Genomic DNA, 18018 nt, shown 5'->3' on the forward strand with positions numbered 1-18018 from the left:
AGTGGTGAATGCGGTGCATGAAGCGGGCCAGAGGGGTTGCTCTGGGTTTTAGGGTGTTCAGATCGCGAGCAAGCTCGCTCCTACAGGGGCGGCGCGTTTTTCTCTGTAGGAGCGAGCTCGCTCGCGATCACGGGTTTAGAAGAAGCCCAATGGATTGATGTCGTAGCTCACCAGCAGGTTTTTGGTCTGCTGATAGTGATCGAGCATCATCTTGTGGGTTTCACGGCCAACGCCGGACTTCTTGTAGCCACCGAACGCGGCATGCGCCGGATACAGGTGGTAGCAGTTGGTCCACACGCGGCCAGCCTTGATCCCGCGGCCCATGCGGTAGGCGCGGTTGATGTCGCGGGTCCAGACGCCGGCACCCAGGCCGAACTCGGTGTCGTTGGCGATCGCCAGGGCTTCGGCTTCGTCCTTGAAGGTGGTGACGCTGACCACCGGGCCGAAGATTTCTTCCTGGAACACGCGCATGCGGTTGTTGCCCTTGAGCAGGGTCGGCTGGATGTAATAGCCGGTCGACAGGTCGCCTTCGAGTTTTTCCACCTTGCCGCCGGTGAGCAGTTCAGCACCTTCCTGCTCGGCGATTTCCAAGTACGACAGGATCTTGTCGAACTGCTGCTGCGAGGCCTGGGCGCCGACCATGGTGTCGGTGTCCAGCGGGTCGCCGCGCTTGATCTTCTTCACCTTCTCCATCACCACTTCCATGAACTTCGGATAGATGGATTCCTGCACCAGTGCGCGGGACGGGCAGGTGCAGACTTCGCCCTGGTTGAAGAACGCCAGCACCAGGCCCTCGGCAGCCTTCTCGATGAAGGACGGTTCGGCCTGCATGATGTCTTCGAAGTAGATGTTCGGCGACTTGCCGCCCAACTCGACGGTGGACGGAATGATGTTTTCGGCGGCGCATTTCATGATGTGCGAGCCGACCGGCGTCGAGCCGGTAAAGGCGATCTTGGCGATGCGCTTGCTGGTGGCCAGCGCTTCACCGGCTTCGCGGCCGTAGCCTTGCACCACGTTGAGCACGCCTGGCGGCAGCAGGTCAGCGATCAGTTCCACCAGCACGGTGATGCCCAGCGGCGTCTGCTCGGCCGGCTTGAGTACCACGCAGTTGCCGGCGGCCAGCGCCGGGGCGAGTTTCCAGGCGGCCATCAGGATCGGGAAGTTCCACGGGATGATCTGCCCGACCACGCCCAGCGGCTCGTGGATGTGATAGGCCACGGTGCCTTCGTTGATCTCTGCGGCGCCGCCTTCCTGGGCGCGGATGCAGCCGGCGAAGTAGCGGAAGTGATCGACCGCCAGCGGGATGTCGGCATTCAGGGTTTCACGGACGGCCTTGCCGTTGTCCCAGGTTTCGGTGATGGCCAGCACTTCGAGGTTCTGCTCGATGCGGTCGGCGATTTTCAGCAGAACATTGGAGCGGTCCTGAACCGAGGTGCGGCCCCACGCGTCGGCGGCGGCGTGGGCGGCGTCCAGGGCTTTATCGATGTCTTCGGCAGTGGAGCGGGGGAATTCGGCGATGGGTTGGCCATTCACCGGCGAGGTGTTGGTGAAGTACTCGCCTTTGACCGGAGCCACGAACTCGCCATTGATGAAGTTACCGTAGCGGCTCTTGAACGAAACCTTTGCGCCTTCGGTACCTGGATGTGCGTAACGCATGGTGTCTCTCCTGGCTTATGTGTTTTGTTGGGGAGGATTCCAAGCGTAGAGCAAAGGTCGGGCCAGTGCCCGCAGGCCACGTCGGATCAATGACTTGGCGCAGTTTTGCCGAGGGTTTCAGCGCAGACTGCGACACCTTCGGTACAGCCTGGGTGACACTTTGTACCGCTGGCGGTACAGCCAGCGACCCGGTGGTCAAGGCGCCATTGCAAAGCGCCAGTGCGAGGAGGATGCTGGGTTTCTCTCACCCGCGGAGAACAATAAAAGTGCAGGGCAATCATCTGAGCCGGCACGCCCGGCAAGTGCTTACGGTGACCCAGGGCAAAGGCGGTTTGCAGGGGCCGGGCAGCGATCCTTCGATCGCCCGCTCCTGGCTGCGCTGCCTGGAGGACTACCACCTCGATCCGGCCCTCGCCATGGCGCCCACCGTGCTCGAACACGAGCGGGTCATGGAAAGCCGCGATCGCCTGCATCAGGTGCTGCGTATCGCCGACAGCGAGATGAACAGCCTGCACCAGCAACTCTCCGGCGCCGGTCATGCGGTCCTGCTGACGGATGCTCGCGGGGTGATCCTCAATTGCGTGACCGCACCCACCGAGCGGCGCATTTTCGAGCGTGCCGGGCTGTGGCTGGGGGCCGACTGGAGCGAGGCCCGCGAAGGCACCAACGGCATCGGCACCTGCCTGGTGGAGCGCCAGGCGCTGACCATCCATCAGGAAGAACATTTTCGCGGACGCCACACCGGCCTGACCTGCTCGGCGAGCCCGGTCTTCGACCCGCACGGTGAACTGCTGGCGGTGCTGGACGTGTCCTCGGCGCGGGCGGAGGTCTCGCGGCAGAGCCAGTTCCACACCATGGCCCTGGTCAATCTCTCGGCGAAGATGATCGAGAGCTGTTATTTCCTGCGCTGTTTCGAAAACCATTGGTTGCTGCGCTTTCACCTGCAGGCCGAATCCGTCGGGCTGTTCAGCGAGGGGCTGCTGGCCTTCGACGGCGAAGGGCGGATCCAGGCGGTCAACCAGAGCGGGCTGAATCTGTTGGGCAATGTCCGTGGCGGCCTGCTGGGCAAGCCGGTGGAGATGTTCTTCGACTGCCACCTCGACGAGTTGCTGGGCCGCGCTACCGCGATGGCCAGCACCAGTTGGCCGCTGCGTACCCGTGATGGCCGGTTGCTGTTCGCCAGCCTGCGCGGGCAGGCCCGGGCGCTGGTCCAGCCGATTGCGCCGGTGCGTGTGCCGGCGCCGAGCAAGGCTGCGGATATCTGCCTGCTCGACCCGGCCCTGCAGAACGATTTTCGTCGGGCGCTGCGGGTGTTCGAGCGCGATGTGCCGCTGTTGCTCAACGGCGAGACCGGCTCCGGCAAGGAGGCGTTCGCCAAGGCCGTGCACCAGGCCAGTCAGCGCGCGGGCAAGGCGTTTGTCGCGCTCAACTGTGCGTCGATTCCGGAAAGCCTGATCGAAAGCGAGCTGTTCGGTTATCGCGGCGGCAGCTTCACCGGTGCGCGCAAGGAAGGCATGCGCGGCAAGCTGCAACAGGCCGATGGCGGCACATTGCTGCTGGACGAGATCGGCGACATGCCGCTGGCCTTGCAGACCCGCCTGCTGCGGGTGCTCGAAGAGCGCCAGGTGGTGCCCATCGGCGGCGAGCCGCAGGCGGTGGACGTGCGCATCATCAGTGCCACGCACCGCGATCTGCTGAACCGGGTTGAGGACGGCAGTTTCCGCGAAGACCTTTATTACCGCCTCAATGGCCTGGAAATCGCCCTGCCGGCGTTGCGCGAACGCAGCGACAAGGGCCAGTTGCTCGACTTCATCCTCGCCGAGGAAGCCGGGCGACAACCCGTGCAACTGGAGCCGGCCGCGCGCCGTCTGCTGCTGGGTTTTTCCTGGCCGGGCAACGTGCGCCAATTGCGCAATGTGCTGCGAACCCTGGTGGCGCTGTGCGAAGACGGGCATATCGGCGTGCTCGACCTGCCGCCGCTGGTGCGCAACGCCGCGCCATTGAAAGCCGTGGCCAGCGCGATTGTGGATAACCCTCGGGCGCCACTGGACGACGCCGAGCGCCAGGCCCTGCTGGCGGCACTGGAACAGAAGCGCTGGCACATGACCCAGGTGGCGGCGCAGCTCGGGGTGAGTCGTAACACGTTGTATCGGAAACTGCGCAAACACGGTCTTTCCCGGGGTGCCTGAGCGAAACACAGGGTGAGATTTTTCCAACCCTAAGCTACCCTGCCAGCACGTTTTCCGAGGTTGACCATGCACATTCATATTCTTGGTATCTGTGGCACTTTCATGGGCTCGCTGGCGGTTCTGGCCAAGGAGCTCGGCCACCGCGTCACCGGTTCCGACGCCAACGTCTATCCGCCCATGAGTACCCAGCTCGAAGCCCAGGGCATCGAACTGACCCAGGGCTATGACGCCGCGCAACTGGATCCCGCACCTGACCTGGTGGTGATCGGCAACGCGCTGTCGCGGGGTAATCCGGCGGTGGAATATGTGCTGAACAAGGGCCTGCCTTATGTGTCCGGCCCGCAGTGGCTGGCCGACCATGTCCTGCAGGGGCGCTGGGTCCTGGCGGTCGCCGGCACCCACGGCAAGACAACCACCAGCAGTATGCTGGCCTGGGTGCTGGAACATGCCGGCATGAGCCCGGGCTTCCTGATCGGCGGCGTGCCGCAGAACTTCTCGGTGTCGGCGCGTCTGGGCGGCACGCCGTTCTTCGTGGTCGAGGCGGATGAATACGACAGCGCCTTCTTCGACAAGCGTTCGAAATTCGTTCATTACCGCCCGCGCACCGCGATCCTGAACAACCTTGAGTTCGATCACGCGGATATCTTCCCTGATCTCGCGGCGATCGAGCGGCAGTTCCACCATCTGGTGCGCACCATTCCGAGCGAAGGCCTGATCGTCCACCCCACCACCGAGCCCGCATTGAAGCGCGTGATCGAGATGGGCTGCTGGACCCCGGTGCAGACCACCGGCGCAGGCGGCCAATGGCAGGTGCGCCTGCTCAGCGACGACGGTTCGCGCTTCGAAGTGAGCTTCGACGGCGAGGTGCAAGGCGTGGTGGAGTGGGAACTGACCGGCCAGCACAACGTTGCCAACGCCCTGGCGACCCTGGCTGCGGCCCGCCACGTTGGCGTCGTCCCGGCCATGGGCATCGCTGCGCTGAGCGCGTTCAAGAGCGTCAAGCGGCGGATGGAGAAGGTCGCCGAGGTCAACGGCGTCACCATCTACGACGACTTCGCCCACCACCCGACCGCCATCGCCACCACCCTCGACGGCCTGCGCAAGCGTGTTGGCGATGCACCGGTGATCGCGGTGATCGAACCACGCTCCAACTCGATGAAACTCGGTGCCCACCGTGATGGCCTGCCGGAAAGCGTGCGCGATGCCGACCAGGTGATCTGGTACGCCCCGCCGAACCTCGGCTGGGATCTGGCGGCGACCGCCGCGCAGTGCGCTGTGCCGGCCATTGTCGCCGACAGCCTCGAAGCCATCATCGAACGGGTCAAAAGCCAGGCCCGCGCCGGCACCCAGGTGGTGATCATGAGCAACGGCGGCTTCGGCGGCCTGCACGGCAAACTGGCCGAGGCGCTGCGGTGAACGGGCCGGAACGCATCACCCTGGCGATGACCGGCGCTTCGGGGGCGCAATATGGCCTGCGTCTGCTGGACTGCCTGGTGCGAGAAGACCGCGAGGTGCACTTCCTGATTTCCAAGGCGGCGCAGTTGGTGATGTCCACCGAAACCGACGTGGTGCTGCCGCCCAAGCCCCAGGCGATGCAGGCGTTTCTGACCGAATACACCGGCGCTGCCGCCGGGCAGATTCGCGTCTATGGCAAGGAGGACTGGATGTCGCCCGTGGCTTCCGGCTCCGGCGCCCCGGCGGCGATGGTGGTGGTGCCGTGTTCCACCGGCACCCTGTCGGCGATCGCCACCGGGGCCTGCAACAACCTGATCGAGCGCGCTGCGGACGTCACCCTGAAAGAGCGCCGCCAGTTGATCCTGGTGCCGCGGGAAGCGCCGTTTTCCACCATCCATCTGGAGAACATGCTCAAGCTGTCGCAAATGGGCGCGGTGATCTTGCCGGCGGCGCCGGGGTTCTATCACCAGCCGCAAACCATCGATGACCTGGTGGACTTCGTCGTGGCGCGGATTCTCAATCTGCTGAACATTCCCCAGGACATGCTGCCGCGCTGGGGCGAGCATCATTTCGGTGGGGAAGAGTGAAGCGCCTGCTGGCGGGGCTGCTGATGGCGCTGACCCTCAGTGGCTGCGCCACGGTCCGCACGCTGGATGCGGCGAAACCGGGCGCTCCGGTGGTGTATTCCGGGACGCGGCTGGACCTGTATGCGATGCAGGGTGGTTGTTGCGCCGAGGACCGCTTTGGCGCTGAGGCGCCGAAGTACCCGGGGCTGGATCTGCCGGGGAGCATGGTGCTGGATACGCTGTTCTTGCCGTTGTCGGTGCTGACGGTCCTCGGGGTTGGGTTCCAGGCCAGCGGTGGCTTGTAGCACTTGTGGGAGTGAGCAAGCTCGCTCCCATATTCGTGACCTTATTTCCCCAGCTTCCTCAGCTCATCGGATTCCACCACCCGAATCCCGTCCTGTTCCTCCAGCGCCAGCCGCCACAGCGCCCGCGCCAGCTGGCAAGCCTCGATCCCGTGATATTTACCCGGAATCAGCTTCGACAGCGTGCCGGCCACCTGTTCGGCCAGGCGCGGCTCAATGCGATCGCCCAGCAGCAGCGACGGCCGGGCAATGGTCAGTTGTGGCCAGTCCTGGGCCTTCAGCGCCTCTTCCATCTCGCCTTTGACCCGGTTGTAGAACACCGACGATTTCGCGTCGGCGCCGATCGCGCTGACCACCAGCAGGTGCCGCGCGCCCATTTCCCGGGCGCGTTTGCTGAAGGCCACGACCATGTCCAGGTCGACGGCGCGGAAGGCCGTTTCCGACCCGGCCTGCTTGATGGTGGTGCCCAGGCAGCAGAACGCGATATCGACACGGCCACTCAACTGCGGGAGAAAAACCGCCGGGTCCCCGACCGGGTTTTCAAGATGCGGATGCTCGGCCAGTGGCCGGCGAGTAGGAGCAAGCACGCGGCTGATGGTCGGCTCGTTGAGCAGGCGATCGAGCAGGTGTTCACCGGTAAGGCCGGTAGCCCCGGCAAGCAGGATGTGCTGCGGCGTCAAGTACATGATGTTTCTCCCTTGATACAGTCAGCTTAGTGGCTGGCTGTACTTTTTTCCTCGACCGCAGTGGCACTTTGCAGCGCTTTTCGCGCTTGTTGCTGACGCAGTTTTTGCCAATGTGCCAGGACGCCTTTGGGCGCCCATATCTGCGGTTCGGACGCTTCGAAGCCTTCGGCTTGTTCCCGTTGGTCCACATGGGCGCGGGCAAGTTCGAATGCTTGTTGCAGATCGTCGGTCTGGTTCAGGGCCTGGGCGAACAGCGCGTCACCGAAGTAGGTGAAGTCCGCCTCCTCGGAACAGCCGAAGGACACCCGGTCGGCCCGCGAGGCGGTCATGATCAGGGTCCGTTCATCCTTGAGCGGTTCGATGTAGCCACCTGAATAGCAGGCGGAGATGACAATGATCTTGTCGCGTTCCTTGAGTGGCGCGAGGGCGGCGGCCAGTTCGTCGGCGGGGAGGTCGGCCAGTTGCAGCCGTGGCTGGTCGAGCACCAGTTCATGCTCGTGGCTGCCGTGGGTGGTGAGGTAGACGAACACCAGGTCTTCCGGGCCGCTGCGCTCGGCCAGGCGCTTGGCGGCGCGGGTGAGGGTCTCGCGGGTGGCCATGGGCCGGTCGGCGAGGTGGTCGCGGTGGTTGACCAGGCTGACCTGGCCAACGGCGCCGAAACGGGTCTTGAGCATCTCGCTGACGTAGTCGGCTTCGCGCAGGAACACGCTCTGGTTGCCGTCGCCCGCCAGGGTCAGGCTGTAAAGCTCGATATCGCCGGTGGAGGGCGGTATTTGCCCCAGGGCCTGTTCCAGCAGGCTGCCCTGGTTGAGCAAGGCTTGTTCGAGCGGGTCGGGCAGCAACCGGCCCTGTTCGTCGCGTACCCGCAGGCCGTTGATCCAGTGACCGGCCTCGACCCGGCCGCCAGGCAGGACCAGGCGACCGCTGCCCTGGTAGCTGTCGTTTTCGAATCCGCCGCTGTAGACGCTGCCGTCGGCCAGTTGCAGGCGGCCCTTGCCGGAGAAGCGCCAGTCGCGGAAGCCGCCTTTGTAATGGCTGCCGTCAACGGCGAACAACTCGCCCTTGCCGGTGAGCGCGCCGTCCTTGAATTCGCCGATCCACACGTCGCCGTCGGCATTCTCGTAACGGCCGCGGCCTTCCAGGCGATTGGCCTTGAACTCGCCGATGTACTGATCGCCCTCGGCACTGTTGAAGGTGCCGGTGCCCTTGAGCAGGCCATCGACGAAGTGGCCGCTGAACTGATTGCCGCTGGCGTCGCTGCGAACGCCTTCGCCATTGGGCTTGCCCTTGGCGAACTGCCCTTGGTACTGGCTGCCATCGGCCAGCACCAACTCGCCGGCGCCGCTGTACTGGTCGTCCTTGAACTGGCCGCGGTAATGCTGGCCGCCTTCGCGCAGGGTGCCTTCGCCGTCGCGCCGGCCGAGTTTGAAGCCGCCGCTGTAGCTGCTGGTAGGGGTGGTGAGCTTGCCTTGGCCGTGGAACAGTCCCTGCTGGAACTGGCCGACATAGACCTCGCCGTTGCTGCCGTGCCATTCGCCCTGGCCATGCCACTGGCCGTTGCTGAAGTGTCCGGCGTACCAACTGCCGTTGGGGTAGTCGACGCGACCTTCGCCCTGCAGCAGGCCGTCGACCACCTCGCCCCGGTAACGGCCGCCATCGGGCAGGCGGGCATCGGGCGGCGACAGCGGTTCGCCATCGCCACAGGCGGCGAGCAGCAGAATCAGGGCAAGTGGAACGAGTGGGCGCATGGCGGGGTCCGGGCGTTTGAAGCCCCGAGTATGCCGCAGAACCAGGGTTCTGGTGAAACGGCGGTCAGGCCGTTTCACCAGCGGGCGTCAGACGAACGCGAGGGAAAGGGGCTCGGCGATGTAGGCCGGTTTTTCTTCACCCTCGATTTCCAGGGTCGCGGTGGCCTTGAGCAGCCACTGGCCGGGTTTCTTCTCGGTGACCTCGGTCAGGCTCACCGCGAGGCGGACATTCGAGTTGACCTTGACCGGCTGGATGAATCGCACGCTGTCCAGGCCGTAGTTGACGACCATCTTCAGGCCCTCGGGCAGGACCAGGATGTCTTCCATCAGTTTGGGAATCAGCGAAAGGGTGAGGAAGCCGTGGGCGATGGTGCTGCCAAATGGCGTTTTTGCCGCCTTCGCCGGGTCCACGTGAATGAACTGGAAGTCGCCGGTGGCCTCGGCGAACAGGTTGATGCGCTCTTGATCGATCTTCAGCCATTCGGAACGTCCGAGTTCCTTTCCAACGTACTGCGGCAGCTCTGCAACGGGTACATAGGGCATTGCGACTCTCCTGACTGTCTTTGAATTTCTTATGACTAAGGCAGATACGAATGCTTAAGATCAGCACGCTCCATTGGCCGGGTCAAGTAGGCATGACCCGGGCGAATGTCGGGGTATAGACCGGTCGTTAGCGTGCTTATAATGGCCGCCAGGTTTGAGGGAGATAGGCAATGTTGTTGCGCGGTTTGACGTGGCTCGTGCTGTTCCAGTTGCTCGGTACAGCGATCAATCACCTGTTTGTACCCATTCTTCCGGGGCCGATCATCGGCCTGGTGTTGCTGCTGGTCTTCCTGATGGTGCGGGGCGAAGTCGGCGAGCCACTGAGCGAGGCGGCTTCCAGCCTGCTGCGCTATCTGCCGCTGCTGCTGGTGCCGCCAGCCGTGGGGGTGATGGTCTATGCCGCTGACATCGTCGCCGACTTCTGGGCGATTGCCGGCGCGCTGGTGCTGTCGCTGATTCTGGCCATGGCCTTCTGTGGCGTACTGATGCAGAAAATGATCGCCCGACAGGCCCGCCGCGAGGATCGCCCATGAGTCTCGACTGGCAAGGCGCGGTGCAGGCGGTTATCCACCATCCGCTGTTCGGCATCGGCATCACCCTGGGCGCCTACCAACTGGTGATCGCCGCGTATGAAAAGACCCGATGGCTGTTTCTCCAGCCGGTGCTGGTTTCGATGCTGGTGGTGATCGGCGTACTGCTCAGTTGCGGCCTGACCTACGCCGAGTACCGCAAGAGCACGGAAATCATGAACATCCTGCTGGGCCCGGCCACGGTCGCCCTGGCCGTGCCGCTCTATCTGAACCTGCGGCGGATCCGCCAACTGTTCTGGCCGACCTTTACTACGCTGATAGTCGGAGGTGTGTTCGCGACCGCTATCTGCCTGCTGCTGGGCTGGTGGTTCGGTGCCGAGCACATGATTCTGATGACCCTCGCGCCGAAGTCGGTGACCTCGCCGATCGCCATGCTGGTGGCTGAGCAGATTGGTGGTGTCGCCGCGCTGGCCGCGGTGTTCGTGCTGATCACCGGCGTGATCGGGGCGATTTTCGGCCCGGCGCTGTTGTCGCTGCTGGGTGTGAACAGCCCCGAGGCCCGGGGCATGGCGCTGGGTCTGACAGCGCACGCCGTGGGCACCTCGGTGGCGCTGCAGGAAAGTGAAGAGTGCGGGGCGTTCGCGGCCCTGGCCATGAGCTTGATGGGTGTGGCTACCGCGGTGTTCCTGCCGTTGGCGGTCAGCCTGGTAGCCTGAGGACCTGTAATGACGTTGCCCTTGTTTACCCTCAACACCGTGCTGTTTCCCGGTTGCAACCTGGATTTGCAGATCTTCGAGGCGCGTTACCTGGACATGATCGGCCGCTGCATGAAGCAGGGCGGCGGCTTTGGCGTGGTGTGCATCCTCGAGGGCGAGCAGGTCGGCAAGGCGCCGGAGTCTTTCGCCGGCATCGGCTGCCAGGCGCTGATCGAGGATTTCCAGCAGCAGGACAACGGCCTGCTGGGCATTCGCGTCAAGGGCGAACGGCGCTTCATGGTCGATGACTTCGAAGTGCGCAAGGACAACCTGCTGGTGGCTGACGTGCGCTGGCTGGATGAGCAGGACGATCCGCCGCTGGACGACGAGGATGACGACCTGCTGGCGCTGCTCATGGCGTTGGCCGAACACCCGATGGTTTCAGGGCTGGACATGGCCAGCCGGGTCACCGGCAAGCAGGCCCTGGCCAATCAACTGGCCTACCTGCTGCCGTTCGATGACGAGGACAAGCTCAAGCTCCTCGCCATCGACTCTCCCACTCAGCGCCTGGTAGCGATCCAGTCGCTGCTCGACCGCATCCAGGGCGAACTCTTCGCCTGAGCCTCAGTACTGATAACGCAGCAGGGCGTGCGGTAGCGCGTGCAAGGCGAAGAACGCCAGCACGCCGACGCACGCCGGCAGAATCAGCCACCAGACCCGCAGCGGCATGGCCGTCAGCGGCTCGCGGTACTGGACCAGTGCCAGACTGATGGCGCAGACGCAGCAGGCGAGCAGACCACCGGCGAGGATGTCGGTGGGCCAGTGCACGCCGAGGTAAACGCGCGACACCGCGATCGACAGCGCCGGCAGGCAGCCCAGCAGAATCCAGGTCAGGCGCATCCGCGGTGGCTGGCTGCGGCCGGCCAGCACGGCGAGGGTCAGGAAGAAGGCGAACGAAGCGGAACTGTGACCGCTCGGCATGCTGTAGGTGGTCAGCGGATCGGTCAGGACTTCCGGGCGGGCGCGGGCGAAGAACCACTTGGTGGCGGAGTTGGCGAGGGCCGTGCCCAGCAGGGTGCTGCAGGCGAAGACCGCCGGGCGCCATTGCCGCGCGAGCAGCAACATCACCACCAGCACGCCGGCGACGACGAGTTGGGTGCGGAAGTCGCCGAGACGGGTGATCAGCACGATGCTGCCGTCCAGGACGCGGCTGCGGTGTTCCTGGATCAGGGTCATCAGGCCTTGGTCGAACTGGCTCAGGTGCGGGAAGCCGATGAACAGCGCCACCAGCATGACCAGGCTGACCGCCGCGATCAGCCGTGTCCCGCGGGGCTGCGCGCGCAGGCTGCTGTTGATGCTCACCCCGATCAATATGGCCACACCCGCAGCGACCACGCCGGCCTGCGGCCAGAAACCCTCCGGCAACGGCAGGCGCATGGCGGCGCCGGTGGCCCAGCCCGGCAGCAGGTAGGCCACCGCCCAGCCGGCGCCGGCAATCAGGCTGACAGCGATGAAGCGCGGCAGCGGCATGTCGAACATGCCGGCGACCATCGGCAGCATCGGCCGCAATGGGCCGATGAAGCGGCCAACCAGAAGACTGGCGATGCCATAACGCTGGAAGTAGGTTTCGGCGCTGCCAATCCACTCCGGGTGATGGCGCAGCAGTGGCAGGCGCCGGATGTTCTGATGGAAACGTCGTCCCACGGTGTAGGAGATGGCATCACCCAGCAATCCGCCGAGAAAGCCCAGCAGCAGGGTTTCGCTCAGGGATAGCGCGCCGCTGCCGGCCAGCACGGCGACCGCGAACAACAGGACAGTGCCGGGCACGATGATCCCGGCGATGGCCAGGCACTCTACACAGGCCACCAGAAAAATCGCGACGCCCAGCCATTGCGGGTTCGCGGTCAGCCAGCCGGTCAGGCTGTCGAGCCATGGGCCCATCGTGTCAGTTTCCTTGTGTCAGTAGAGAGAAGTCGCGGCCTTCGACTTGGCCGCGGCGCAGCGGGTTCCGCGTGCAGTGACGGGCGTATTCGGCGTCGACGAAACGAAGCGGCAGATGTTCGTCGCGGCCCTTGGGAATGCCCAGCCGGCTGGCCTGGATAATGTGTTGCACGATGATTCCACAGTCCTCGACAAACAGCCGTTCCGGATCGAAGCGCTTGGCGTCCCAGGTCGGCACTTTCAGGCCCAGGGCTTTGCACAGCAGGGTCTGCCCGTTACAGAGCCGCTCGATCGGGCGGACCCCGCCGCTGGCGTCCGGGTTGTTCACCTGCATTTGTGCCAGGGCGTTGCTGTCGGAGACGGCGTCGACCCACGGGAAGGCGGATTTGATCAGTACTGCGTTTCCCGGCCCTTGAGCGCTGAAGTTGAGCGAATCGCCACCGCGCGCGTAGTACATGTAGATATGCCCACCATCGAGGAACAGCGCCTTGCGTTTCTCGGTATAGCCGAGCGAGGCGTGGCTGCCTTTCTCGTCGAGATAATAGGCCTCGGTCTCGATGATCCGCGCCGACAGCCAGTAGGGGCCGTGGCGATGGCGGATCACTTTGCCCAGCAGGTCCTTGGCGAGGACCTGGGCGTCGCGGTCGAAAAAGGCGTCGGGCAAGGCACGGGGCGGGCAGGGCGCTGGCTGGGACATGGTGGTTTTGGGCAGGTGGAAGAAGTGCCGATGATAGCAACTTCTTCCTTTATCGAAGCTGAACGGAGTTGTGGGAGCGGGCTCCCACAGGGGCGGGCCTATCACTTCTCTGTGACTCACGTCCTACCATCCGCCTGTCACCGCTGGGCGTATAACCCTGTCGCAGTTATACTCGTCCGATTTTCCCCTCCGCCAAGACACTGAGCCCCATGACTGAGTCCGTTCTTGACTACATGACCCGCCTGGGTCGCGCCGCCCGTGAGGCGTCCCGCGTGATCGGCCGTGCCAGCACTGCGCAGAAGAACCGCGCCCTGCACGCTGCCGCCAACGCGCTGGACGCGGCTCGCACCGAACTGTCCGCTGCCAATGAACTCGATCTGGCCGCCGGCCGGGCCAACGGCCTGGAACCGGCCATGCTCGATCGTCTGGCGCTGACCCCGGCACGCATCGACGGCATGATCGTCGGTCTGCGTCAGGTGGCCACTCTGCCGGACCCGGTCGGGGCGATTCGTGACATGAGCTATCGGCCATCGGGCATTCAGGTCGGCAAGATGCGGGTGCCGCTGGGCGTGATCGGGATCATCTACGAGTCGCGGCCGAACGTGACCATCGACGCCGCGAGCCTGTGCCTGAAGTCGGGTAACGCCACCATCCTGCGCGGCGGTTCCGAGGCGATTCACTCCAACCGCGCCATCGCCGCCTGCATCCAGCGCGGCCTGGCAGAGGCTGGCCTGCCGCCGGCGGTGGTCCAGGTGGTGGAAGTCACCGACCGCGAGGCGGTGGGCGCGCTCATCACCATGCCGGAGTTCGTTGACGTCATCGTTCCCCGTGGCGGCAAGGGCCTGATCGAGCGCATCAGCCGCGATGCCCGGGTGCCAGTCATCAAGCACCTCGATGGCATTTGCCACGTGTATGTCGGCGAGCATGCCGAACTGGACAAGGCCCGGCGCATCGCCTTCAACGCCAAGACCTACCGCTACGGCATCTGCGGCGCCATGGAAACCCTGCTGGTGGATGCCAGCGTCGCCGCCGAATTCTTGCCGGAAATGGCCCGCCAATTTCGGGAAAAAGGCGTCGAACTGCGCGGTTGCGAGCGTACCCGGCAGATCATCGAGGCCGTTGCGGCGACCGAAGAAGACTGGCACACCGAGTACCTGGCGGCGATCCTGTCGATCCGCATCGTCGACGGCGTCGAGGCGGCCATCGAACACATCAATCACTATGGTTCTCACCACACCGACTCCATCGTCACCGAACACCAGGGCCAGGCCCGGCGTTTCGTGGCCGAAGTGGATTCGGCGTCGGTGATGATCAACACCCCGACCTGCTTCGCCGATGGCTTCGAGTACGGTCTGGGTGCGGAAATCGGCATTTCCACCGACAAGCTGCACGCCCGCGGCCCGGTCGGTCTGGAAGGCCTGACGTGCGAGAAATACGTGGTCGTCGGTGACGGCCAGTTGCGTGGACAGGAGTCCTGCTGAGTTGAGCAAGGCCCAGGCGGTCCGGCGTATCGGTGTGCTGGGTGGCACCTTCGATCCCGTGCACATCGGCCACCTGCGCAGTGCGCTGGAAGTGGTCGAGCTGATGGGGCTCGACGAGGTGCGCCTGCTGCCCAACGCCCGGCCACCGCACCGCGACACGCCGCATGTGGTGCCGCAGGACCGTCTGGCGATGGTCAGCTGCGCCGTCGAAGGTGTTGACCGGCTAAGCGTGGATGCCCGTGAGCTGGCCCGCGACAAGCCGTCGTACACCATCGACACCCTGGAGTCGATGCGCGCCGAGTTGGGCGCCGACGACCAGTTGTTCCTGCTGCTGGGCTGGGATGCCTTTTGCGGCCTGCCCGGCTGGCATCGCTGGGAAGAATTGTTGCGACATTGTCACATCCTGGTGCTGCAACGCCCGGATGCCGATGTCGAGCCCCCTGACGAGTTGCGCAACCTGCTGGCTGCGCGCTCGGAGAGCGATCCCACCGCCATGTCCGGCCCGGCGGGGAACATTTCGTTCGTTTGGCAGACGCCACTTTCGGTGTCCGCCACGCAAATCCGACAGCTGCTGGCCAGCGGCAAGTCGGTGAGGTTCCTGGTGCCGGACGCAGTACTGGCCTATATCGAAACGCACGGCCTTTACCGTGCGTAGAACTGCAGGCGCCCCGCGGGCGCCTCATTCAATGAGTTGAACGAGTTTTTTATGACCAAGCAGAAAATCACCGGCGAAGAGCTGGTCCAGTTGACCAAATCGGCCCTGGAAGACGTCAAGGCCCAGGATATCCAGGTCATCGACGTGCACGACAAGCACAGCCTGACCGACTACATGATCATCGCCACCGGTACCTCCAATCGCCAGATCAACGCGATGGCGGAGAAGGTTCGCGAGTTCGTCAAGACCAAGGGCGTCATGCCGCTGGGCGAAGAAGGCAAGGGCGACAGCGACTGGGTCCTGCTGGACCTGAACGACGTCATCGTGCACATGATGACCGCCGCCGCGCGCCAGTTCTACGATCTGGAGCGTCTGTGGGCTGGCGCCGAGCAAAGCCGCGCCGCCGATGGCAAGCACCACAGCCCGGAAAACGTCCACGACTATTCCGACAAGCTCAAAGACCGGGAATAAGGAAGCGTCATGCGTCTGCGCCTGATCGCGGTCGGCTCGCGCATGCCCAAGTGGGTCGAGGAAGGCTGGCATGAATATGCCAAGCGCCTGCCGTCCGAGCTGTCCCTGGAACTGGTGGAAATTCCGCTCAACACCCGGGGCAAGAATGCCGACGTCGCTCGCCTGATTCGTCAGGAGGGCGAGGCCATGCTCGCCAAGGTCCAGCCAGGGGAACGGATTGTCACCCTGGAGGTCCATGGCAAGCCCTGGAGCACTGAGCAACTGGCGGTCGAGCTCGACCGCTGGCGGTTGGATTCGCGTACCGTGAACCTGATGGTCGGCGGCCCCGAAGGGCTGGCGCCGGAAGTCTGTGCGCGCAGCGAGCAGCGCTGGTCGCTGTCTCCGCTGACCCTGCCACACCCATTGGTACGGATACTGATTGGCGAACAGATTTATCGCGCCTGGACTGTTTTGTCCGGGCACCCTTACCACAAATAAGCCTGTAAGCCTTTTCAATGTCGCAGCCGATTCGCCTCAAGGATCACGAGAAAGACGCCCGTCTGGTGCGTAGCCGCGTCGTGGTCGGTGCAGTGGCGATCCTTCTGCTGATCTGCGTGCTGATCGCCCGCCTGTATTACCTGCAGGTGATCCAGTACGAGTATCACTCCACGCTGTCGGAGAACAATCGGGTGCACGTGCAGCCGATTCCGCCGACTCGCGGGCTGATCTTCGACCGCAATGGCGTGATCATCGCCGACAACCGTCCCAGCTTCAGCCTGAGCATGACCCGGGAGCGTTCCGGCGACTGGCAGGCGGTCCTCGACGTGATCGTCGAGGTACTGGAGCTGACCCCGGACGACCGCGCGCTGTTCGAGAAACGCATGAAACAGGGGCGTCGGCCATTCGAGCCGGTGCCGATCCTGTTCGAGCTGACCGAGGAGCAGATCGCCCGGGTTGCGGTGAACCAGTTCCGCCTGCCCGGTGTGGAAGTGGTGGCGCAGTTGGTGCGGCATTATCCACAGGGTGCGCATTTCGCCCATTCGGTCGGCTACGTCGGACGGATCAACGAGAAAGAGGCGAAGGTCCTCGATCCGGTCAACTACAGCGGCACCCACCATATCGGCAAGACCGGCATCGAGCGCTTCTACGAGCCCGAGCTGCACGGCCAGGTGGGTTACGAGGAAGTCGAGACCAACGCCCGCGGCCGAGTGTTGCGGGTGCTCAAGCGGACCGACCCGATTCCCGGCAAGGACATCGTCCTGAGCCTCGATATCAAGCTGCAGGAAGCGGCCGAAGCCGCGTTGGGCGGGCGGCGCGGCGCCATCGTGGCCCTCGACCCGAAAACCGGCGAAGTGTTGGCGATGGTCAGCCAGCCGAGCTTCGACCCGAACCTGTTCGTCACCGGTATCAGTTTCAAGGCCTACGCCGAGCTGCGTGACTCGATCGACCGGCCGTTGTTCAACCGCGTGCTGCGCGGGCTCTATCCACCGGGCTCGACCATCAAGCCCGCAGTTGCCGTCGCCGGCCTCGATTCCGGTGTGGTCAACGCCTCGACGCGGGTGTTCGACCCGGGCTACTACCAACTGCCCAACTACGATCACAAATACCGCAACTGGAACCGCACTGGTGACGGCTGGGTCGACCTCGACACAGCAATCATGCGGTCCAACGACACCTACTTCTACGACCTCGCGCACAAGATGGGCATCGACAAGCTGTCCAGCTACATGAACCGCTTTGGCATCGGCCAGAAGGTCGCGCTGGACATGTTCGAGGAATCGCCGGGATTGATGCCGTCCCGCGAGTGGAAACGCGCCACCCGTCGCCAGGCCTGGTTCCCGGGCGAGACGCTGATTCTCGGGATCGGCCAGGGCTACATGCAGGCCACGCCGCTGCAACTGGCCCAGGCCATCTCGCTGATCGCCAGCAAGGGCAAGTGGATCCGTCCGCACCTGGCCAAGACCATCGAGGGCCAGCCGCCGGTCGATCCGAACCCGATGGAAGACATCGTCCTGCGCGACAAGTCCGACTGGGCCAAGGTCACCCACGGCATGGAGCAGGTGATGCACGGCGCCCGCGGCACCGCGCGCAAAGCCGCTGTCGGCGCCCAGTACCGGATTGCCGGCAAGAGTGGTACGGCCCAGGTCGTGGCGATCAAGCAGGGCGAGAAGTACGACCGCAACAAGGTCCAGGAGCGCCATCGCGACCACGCCCTGTTCGTCGGTTTCGCCCCGGCCGAAGATCCGCGCATCGTGATCTCGGTGATGGTCGAGAACGGGGAGTCCGGCTCGGGTGTCGCTGCGCCGGTGTTGCGTCAGGTAATGGATGCCTGGCTGCTGGACGAACATGGCCGTCTCAAACCCGAATACGCTGACCCCTCCGCCACCGTTGCCCAGGAACCGGCCCCGTGAAGAGTAATTTCGA

18 protein-coding genes are annotated in these 18018 nt (G+C 64.3%); 12 read left to right on the forward strand and 6 right to left on the reverse strand.

Annotation, left to right across the window (positions count from 1 at the left end; translation table 11 throughout):
• Positions 1-135: 135 nt before the first annotated feature.
• Positions 136-1656, reverse strand: coding sequence for an acetaldehyde dehydrogenase ExaC (gene exaC / locus HWV67_RS27595; protein ID WP_095159340.1), 1521 nt, complete (start codon positions 1654-1656; stop codon positions 136-138).
• 266 nt (positions 1657-1922) lie between these two features.
• Here exaC and HWV67_RS27600 point away from each other — a divergent pair, with 266 nt between their 5' ends.
• From HWV67_RS27600 to HWV67_RS27615, 4 genes are all read left to right on the forward strand, one after another.
• A complete protein-coding gene (locus HWV67_RS27600; protein ID WP_175653598.1) occupies positions 1923-3845 on the forward strand; it encodes a sigma-54-dependent Fis family transcriptional regulator in 1923 nt (640 codons plus the stop codon).
• Between the two features lie 66 nt (positions 3846-3911).
• Positions 3912-5261 carry a UDP-N-acetylmuramate:L-alanyl-gamma-D-glutamyl-meso-diaminopimelate ligase gene (gene mpl, locus HWV67_RS27605; RefSeq protein WP_175653531.1) on the forward strand — a complete coding sequence of 450 codons (1350 nt, stop codon included), beginning with the start codon at positions 3912-3914 and terminating at the stop codon, positions 5259-5261.
• On the forward strand, positions 5258-5887 hold the full coding sequence (gene ubiX / locus HWV67_RS27610) for a flavin prenyltransferase UbiX (RefSeq protein WP_110969055.1): 630 nt from the start codon (positions 5258-5260) through the stop codon (positions 5885-5887). Before mpl ends, ubiX begins: the two co-directional genes overlap by 4 nt.
• 23 nt (positions 5888-5910) lie before the next feature.
• The gene (locus HWV67_RS27615; protein WP_175653599.1) at positions 5911-6171 is read left to right on the forward strand and encodes a YceK/YidQ family lipoprotein; all 261 of its coding nucleotides are present in this window, start codon (positions 5911-5913) and stop codon (positions 6169-6171) included.
• 41 nt (positions 6172-6212) lie between these two features.
• Here the strand turns inward: HWV67_RS27615 and HWV67_RS27620 are convergent, their stop codons facing one another.
• The 3 genes from HWV67_RS27620 to HWV67_RS27630 form a co-directional block, all read right to left on the reverse strand.
• A complete protein-coding gene (locus tag HWV67_RS27620) occupies positions 6213-6854 on the reverse strand; it encodes an oxidoreductase (RefSeq protein ID WP_175653532.1) in 642 nt (213 codons plus the stop codon).
• Positions 6855-6880: 26 nt separating this feature from the next.
• Positions 6881-8602, reverse strand: coding sequence for a C13 family peptidase (locus tag HWV67_RS27625; RefSeq protein ID WP_175653533.1), 1722 nt, complete (start codon positions 8600-8602; stop codon positions 6881-6883).
• 87 nt (positions 8603-8689) lie between these two features.
• Positions 8690-9145, reverse strand: coding sequence for a MaoC family dehydratase (locus HWV67_RS27630; RefSeq protein WP_175653534.1), 456 nt, complete (start codon positions 9143-9145; stop codon positions 8690-8692).
• 170 nt (positions 9146-9315) lie between these two features.
• Here HWV67_RS27630 and HWV67_RS27635 point away from each other — a divergent pair, with 170 nt between their 5' ends.
• Genes HWV67_RS27635 through HWV67_RS27645 form a run of 3 tightly spaced genes read left to right on the forward strand, consistent with a single transcriptional unit; the run spans position 9316 to position 10991 of the window.
• Positions 9316-9678 carry a CidA/LrgA family protein gene (locus HWV67_RS27635; protein ID WP_095159333.1) on the forward strand — a complete coding sequence of 121 codons (363 nt, stop codon included), beginning with the start codon at positions 9316-9318 and terminating at the stop codon, positions 9676-9678.
• Positions 9675-10391, forward strand: a complete 717-nt coding sequence (locus HWV67_RS27640; RefSeq protein WP_095159332.1) for an LrgB family protein — start codon at positions 9675-9677, stop codon at positions 10389-10391. The genes HWV67_RS27635 and HWV67_RS27640 overlap by 4 nt, the downstream gene beginning before the upstream one ends.
• A gap of 9 nt (positions 10392-10400) precedes the next feature.
• On the forward strand, positions 10401-10991 hold the full coding sequence (locus tag HWV67_RS27645; protein WP_095159331.1) for an LON peptidase substrate-binding domain-containing protein: 591 nt from the start codon (positions 10401-10403) through the stop codon (positions 10989-10991).
• A gap of 3 nt (positions 10992-10994) precedes the next feature.
• Here HWV67_RS27645 and HWV67_RS27650 read toward each other — a convergent pair whose 3' ends face one another.
• Together HWV67_RS27650 and HWV67_RS27655 are read right to left on the reverse strand one after the other, a co-directional pair.
• Positions 10995-12311 carry a bifunctional DedA family/phosphatase PAP2 family protein gene (locus HWV67_RS27650; RefSeq protein ID WP_175653535.1) on the reverse strand — a complete coding sequence of 439 codons (1317 nt, stop codon included), beginning with the start codon at positions 12309-12311 and terminating at the stop codon, positions 10995-10997.
• A gap of 4 nt (positions 12312-12315) precedes the next feature.
• Positions 12316-13008, reverse strand: coding sequence for a DNA-3-methyladenine glycosylase (locus tag HWV67_RS27655; RefSeq protein ID WP_095159329.1), 693 nt, complete (start codon positions 13006-13008; stop codon positions 12316-12318).
• A gap of 209 nt (positions 13009-13217) precedes the next feature.
• Between HWV67_RS27655 and HWV67_RS27660 the strand changes: the two genes are divergently transcribed.
• From HWV67_RS27660 to mrdA, 5 genes are read left to right on the forward strand one after another with little or no spacing between them, the layout of a single operon-like run.
• The gene (locus HWV67_RS27660) at positions 13218-14489 is read left to right on the forward strand and encodes a glutamate-5-semialdehyde dehydrogenase (RefSeq protein WP_175653536.1); all 1272 of its coding nucleotides are present in this window, start codon (positions 13218-13220) and stop codon (positions 14487-14489) included.
• 1 nt (position 14490) lies between these two features.
• The gene (gene nadD, locus HWV67_RS27665) at positions 14491-15144 is read left to right on the forward strand and encodes a nicotinate-nucleotide adenylyltransferase (protein ID WP_095159327.1); all 654 of its coding nucleotides are present in this window, start codon (positions 14491-14493) and stop codon (positions 15142-15144) included.
• Positions 15145-15195: 51 nt separating this feature from the next.
• Positions 15196-15615 (forward strand): ribosome silencing factor, encoded by a 420-nt coding sequence (gene rsfS / locus HWV67_RS27670; protein WP_095159326.1) that lies wholly within the window; start codon positions 15196-15198, stop codon positions 15613-15615.
• A gap of 9 nt (positions 15616-15624) precedes the next feature.
• Complete coding sequence (gene rlmH, locus HWV67_RS27675; protein ID WP_009397919.1) at positions 15625-16092, forward strand: 23S rRNA (pseudouridine(1915)-N(3))-methyltransferase RlmH; 468 nt, start codon at positions 15625-15627, stop codon at positions 16090-16092.
• Positions 16093-16109: 17 nt separating this feature from the next.
• Positions 16110-18005, forward strand: a complete 1896-nt coding sequence (mrdA, locus tag HWV67_RS27680; protein WP_095159325.1) for a penicillin-binding protein 2 — start codon at positions 16110-16112, stop codon at positions 18003-18005.
• The last annotated feature ends 13 nt before the right edge of the window (positions 18006-18018 follow it).

It is taken from the genome of Pseudomonas sp. Marseille-P9899, from assembly GCF_903166565.1.
Classification (GTDB): Bacteria; Pseudomonadota; Gammaproteobacteria; order Pseudomonadales; family Pseudomonadaceae; genus Aquipseudomonas; species Aquipseudomonas huaxiensis.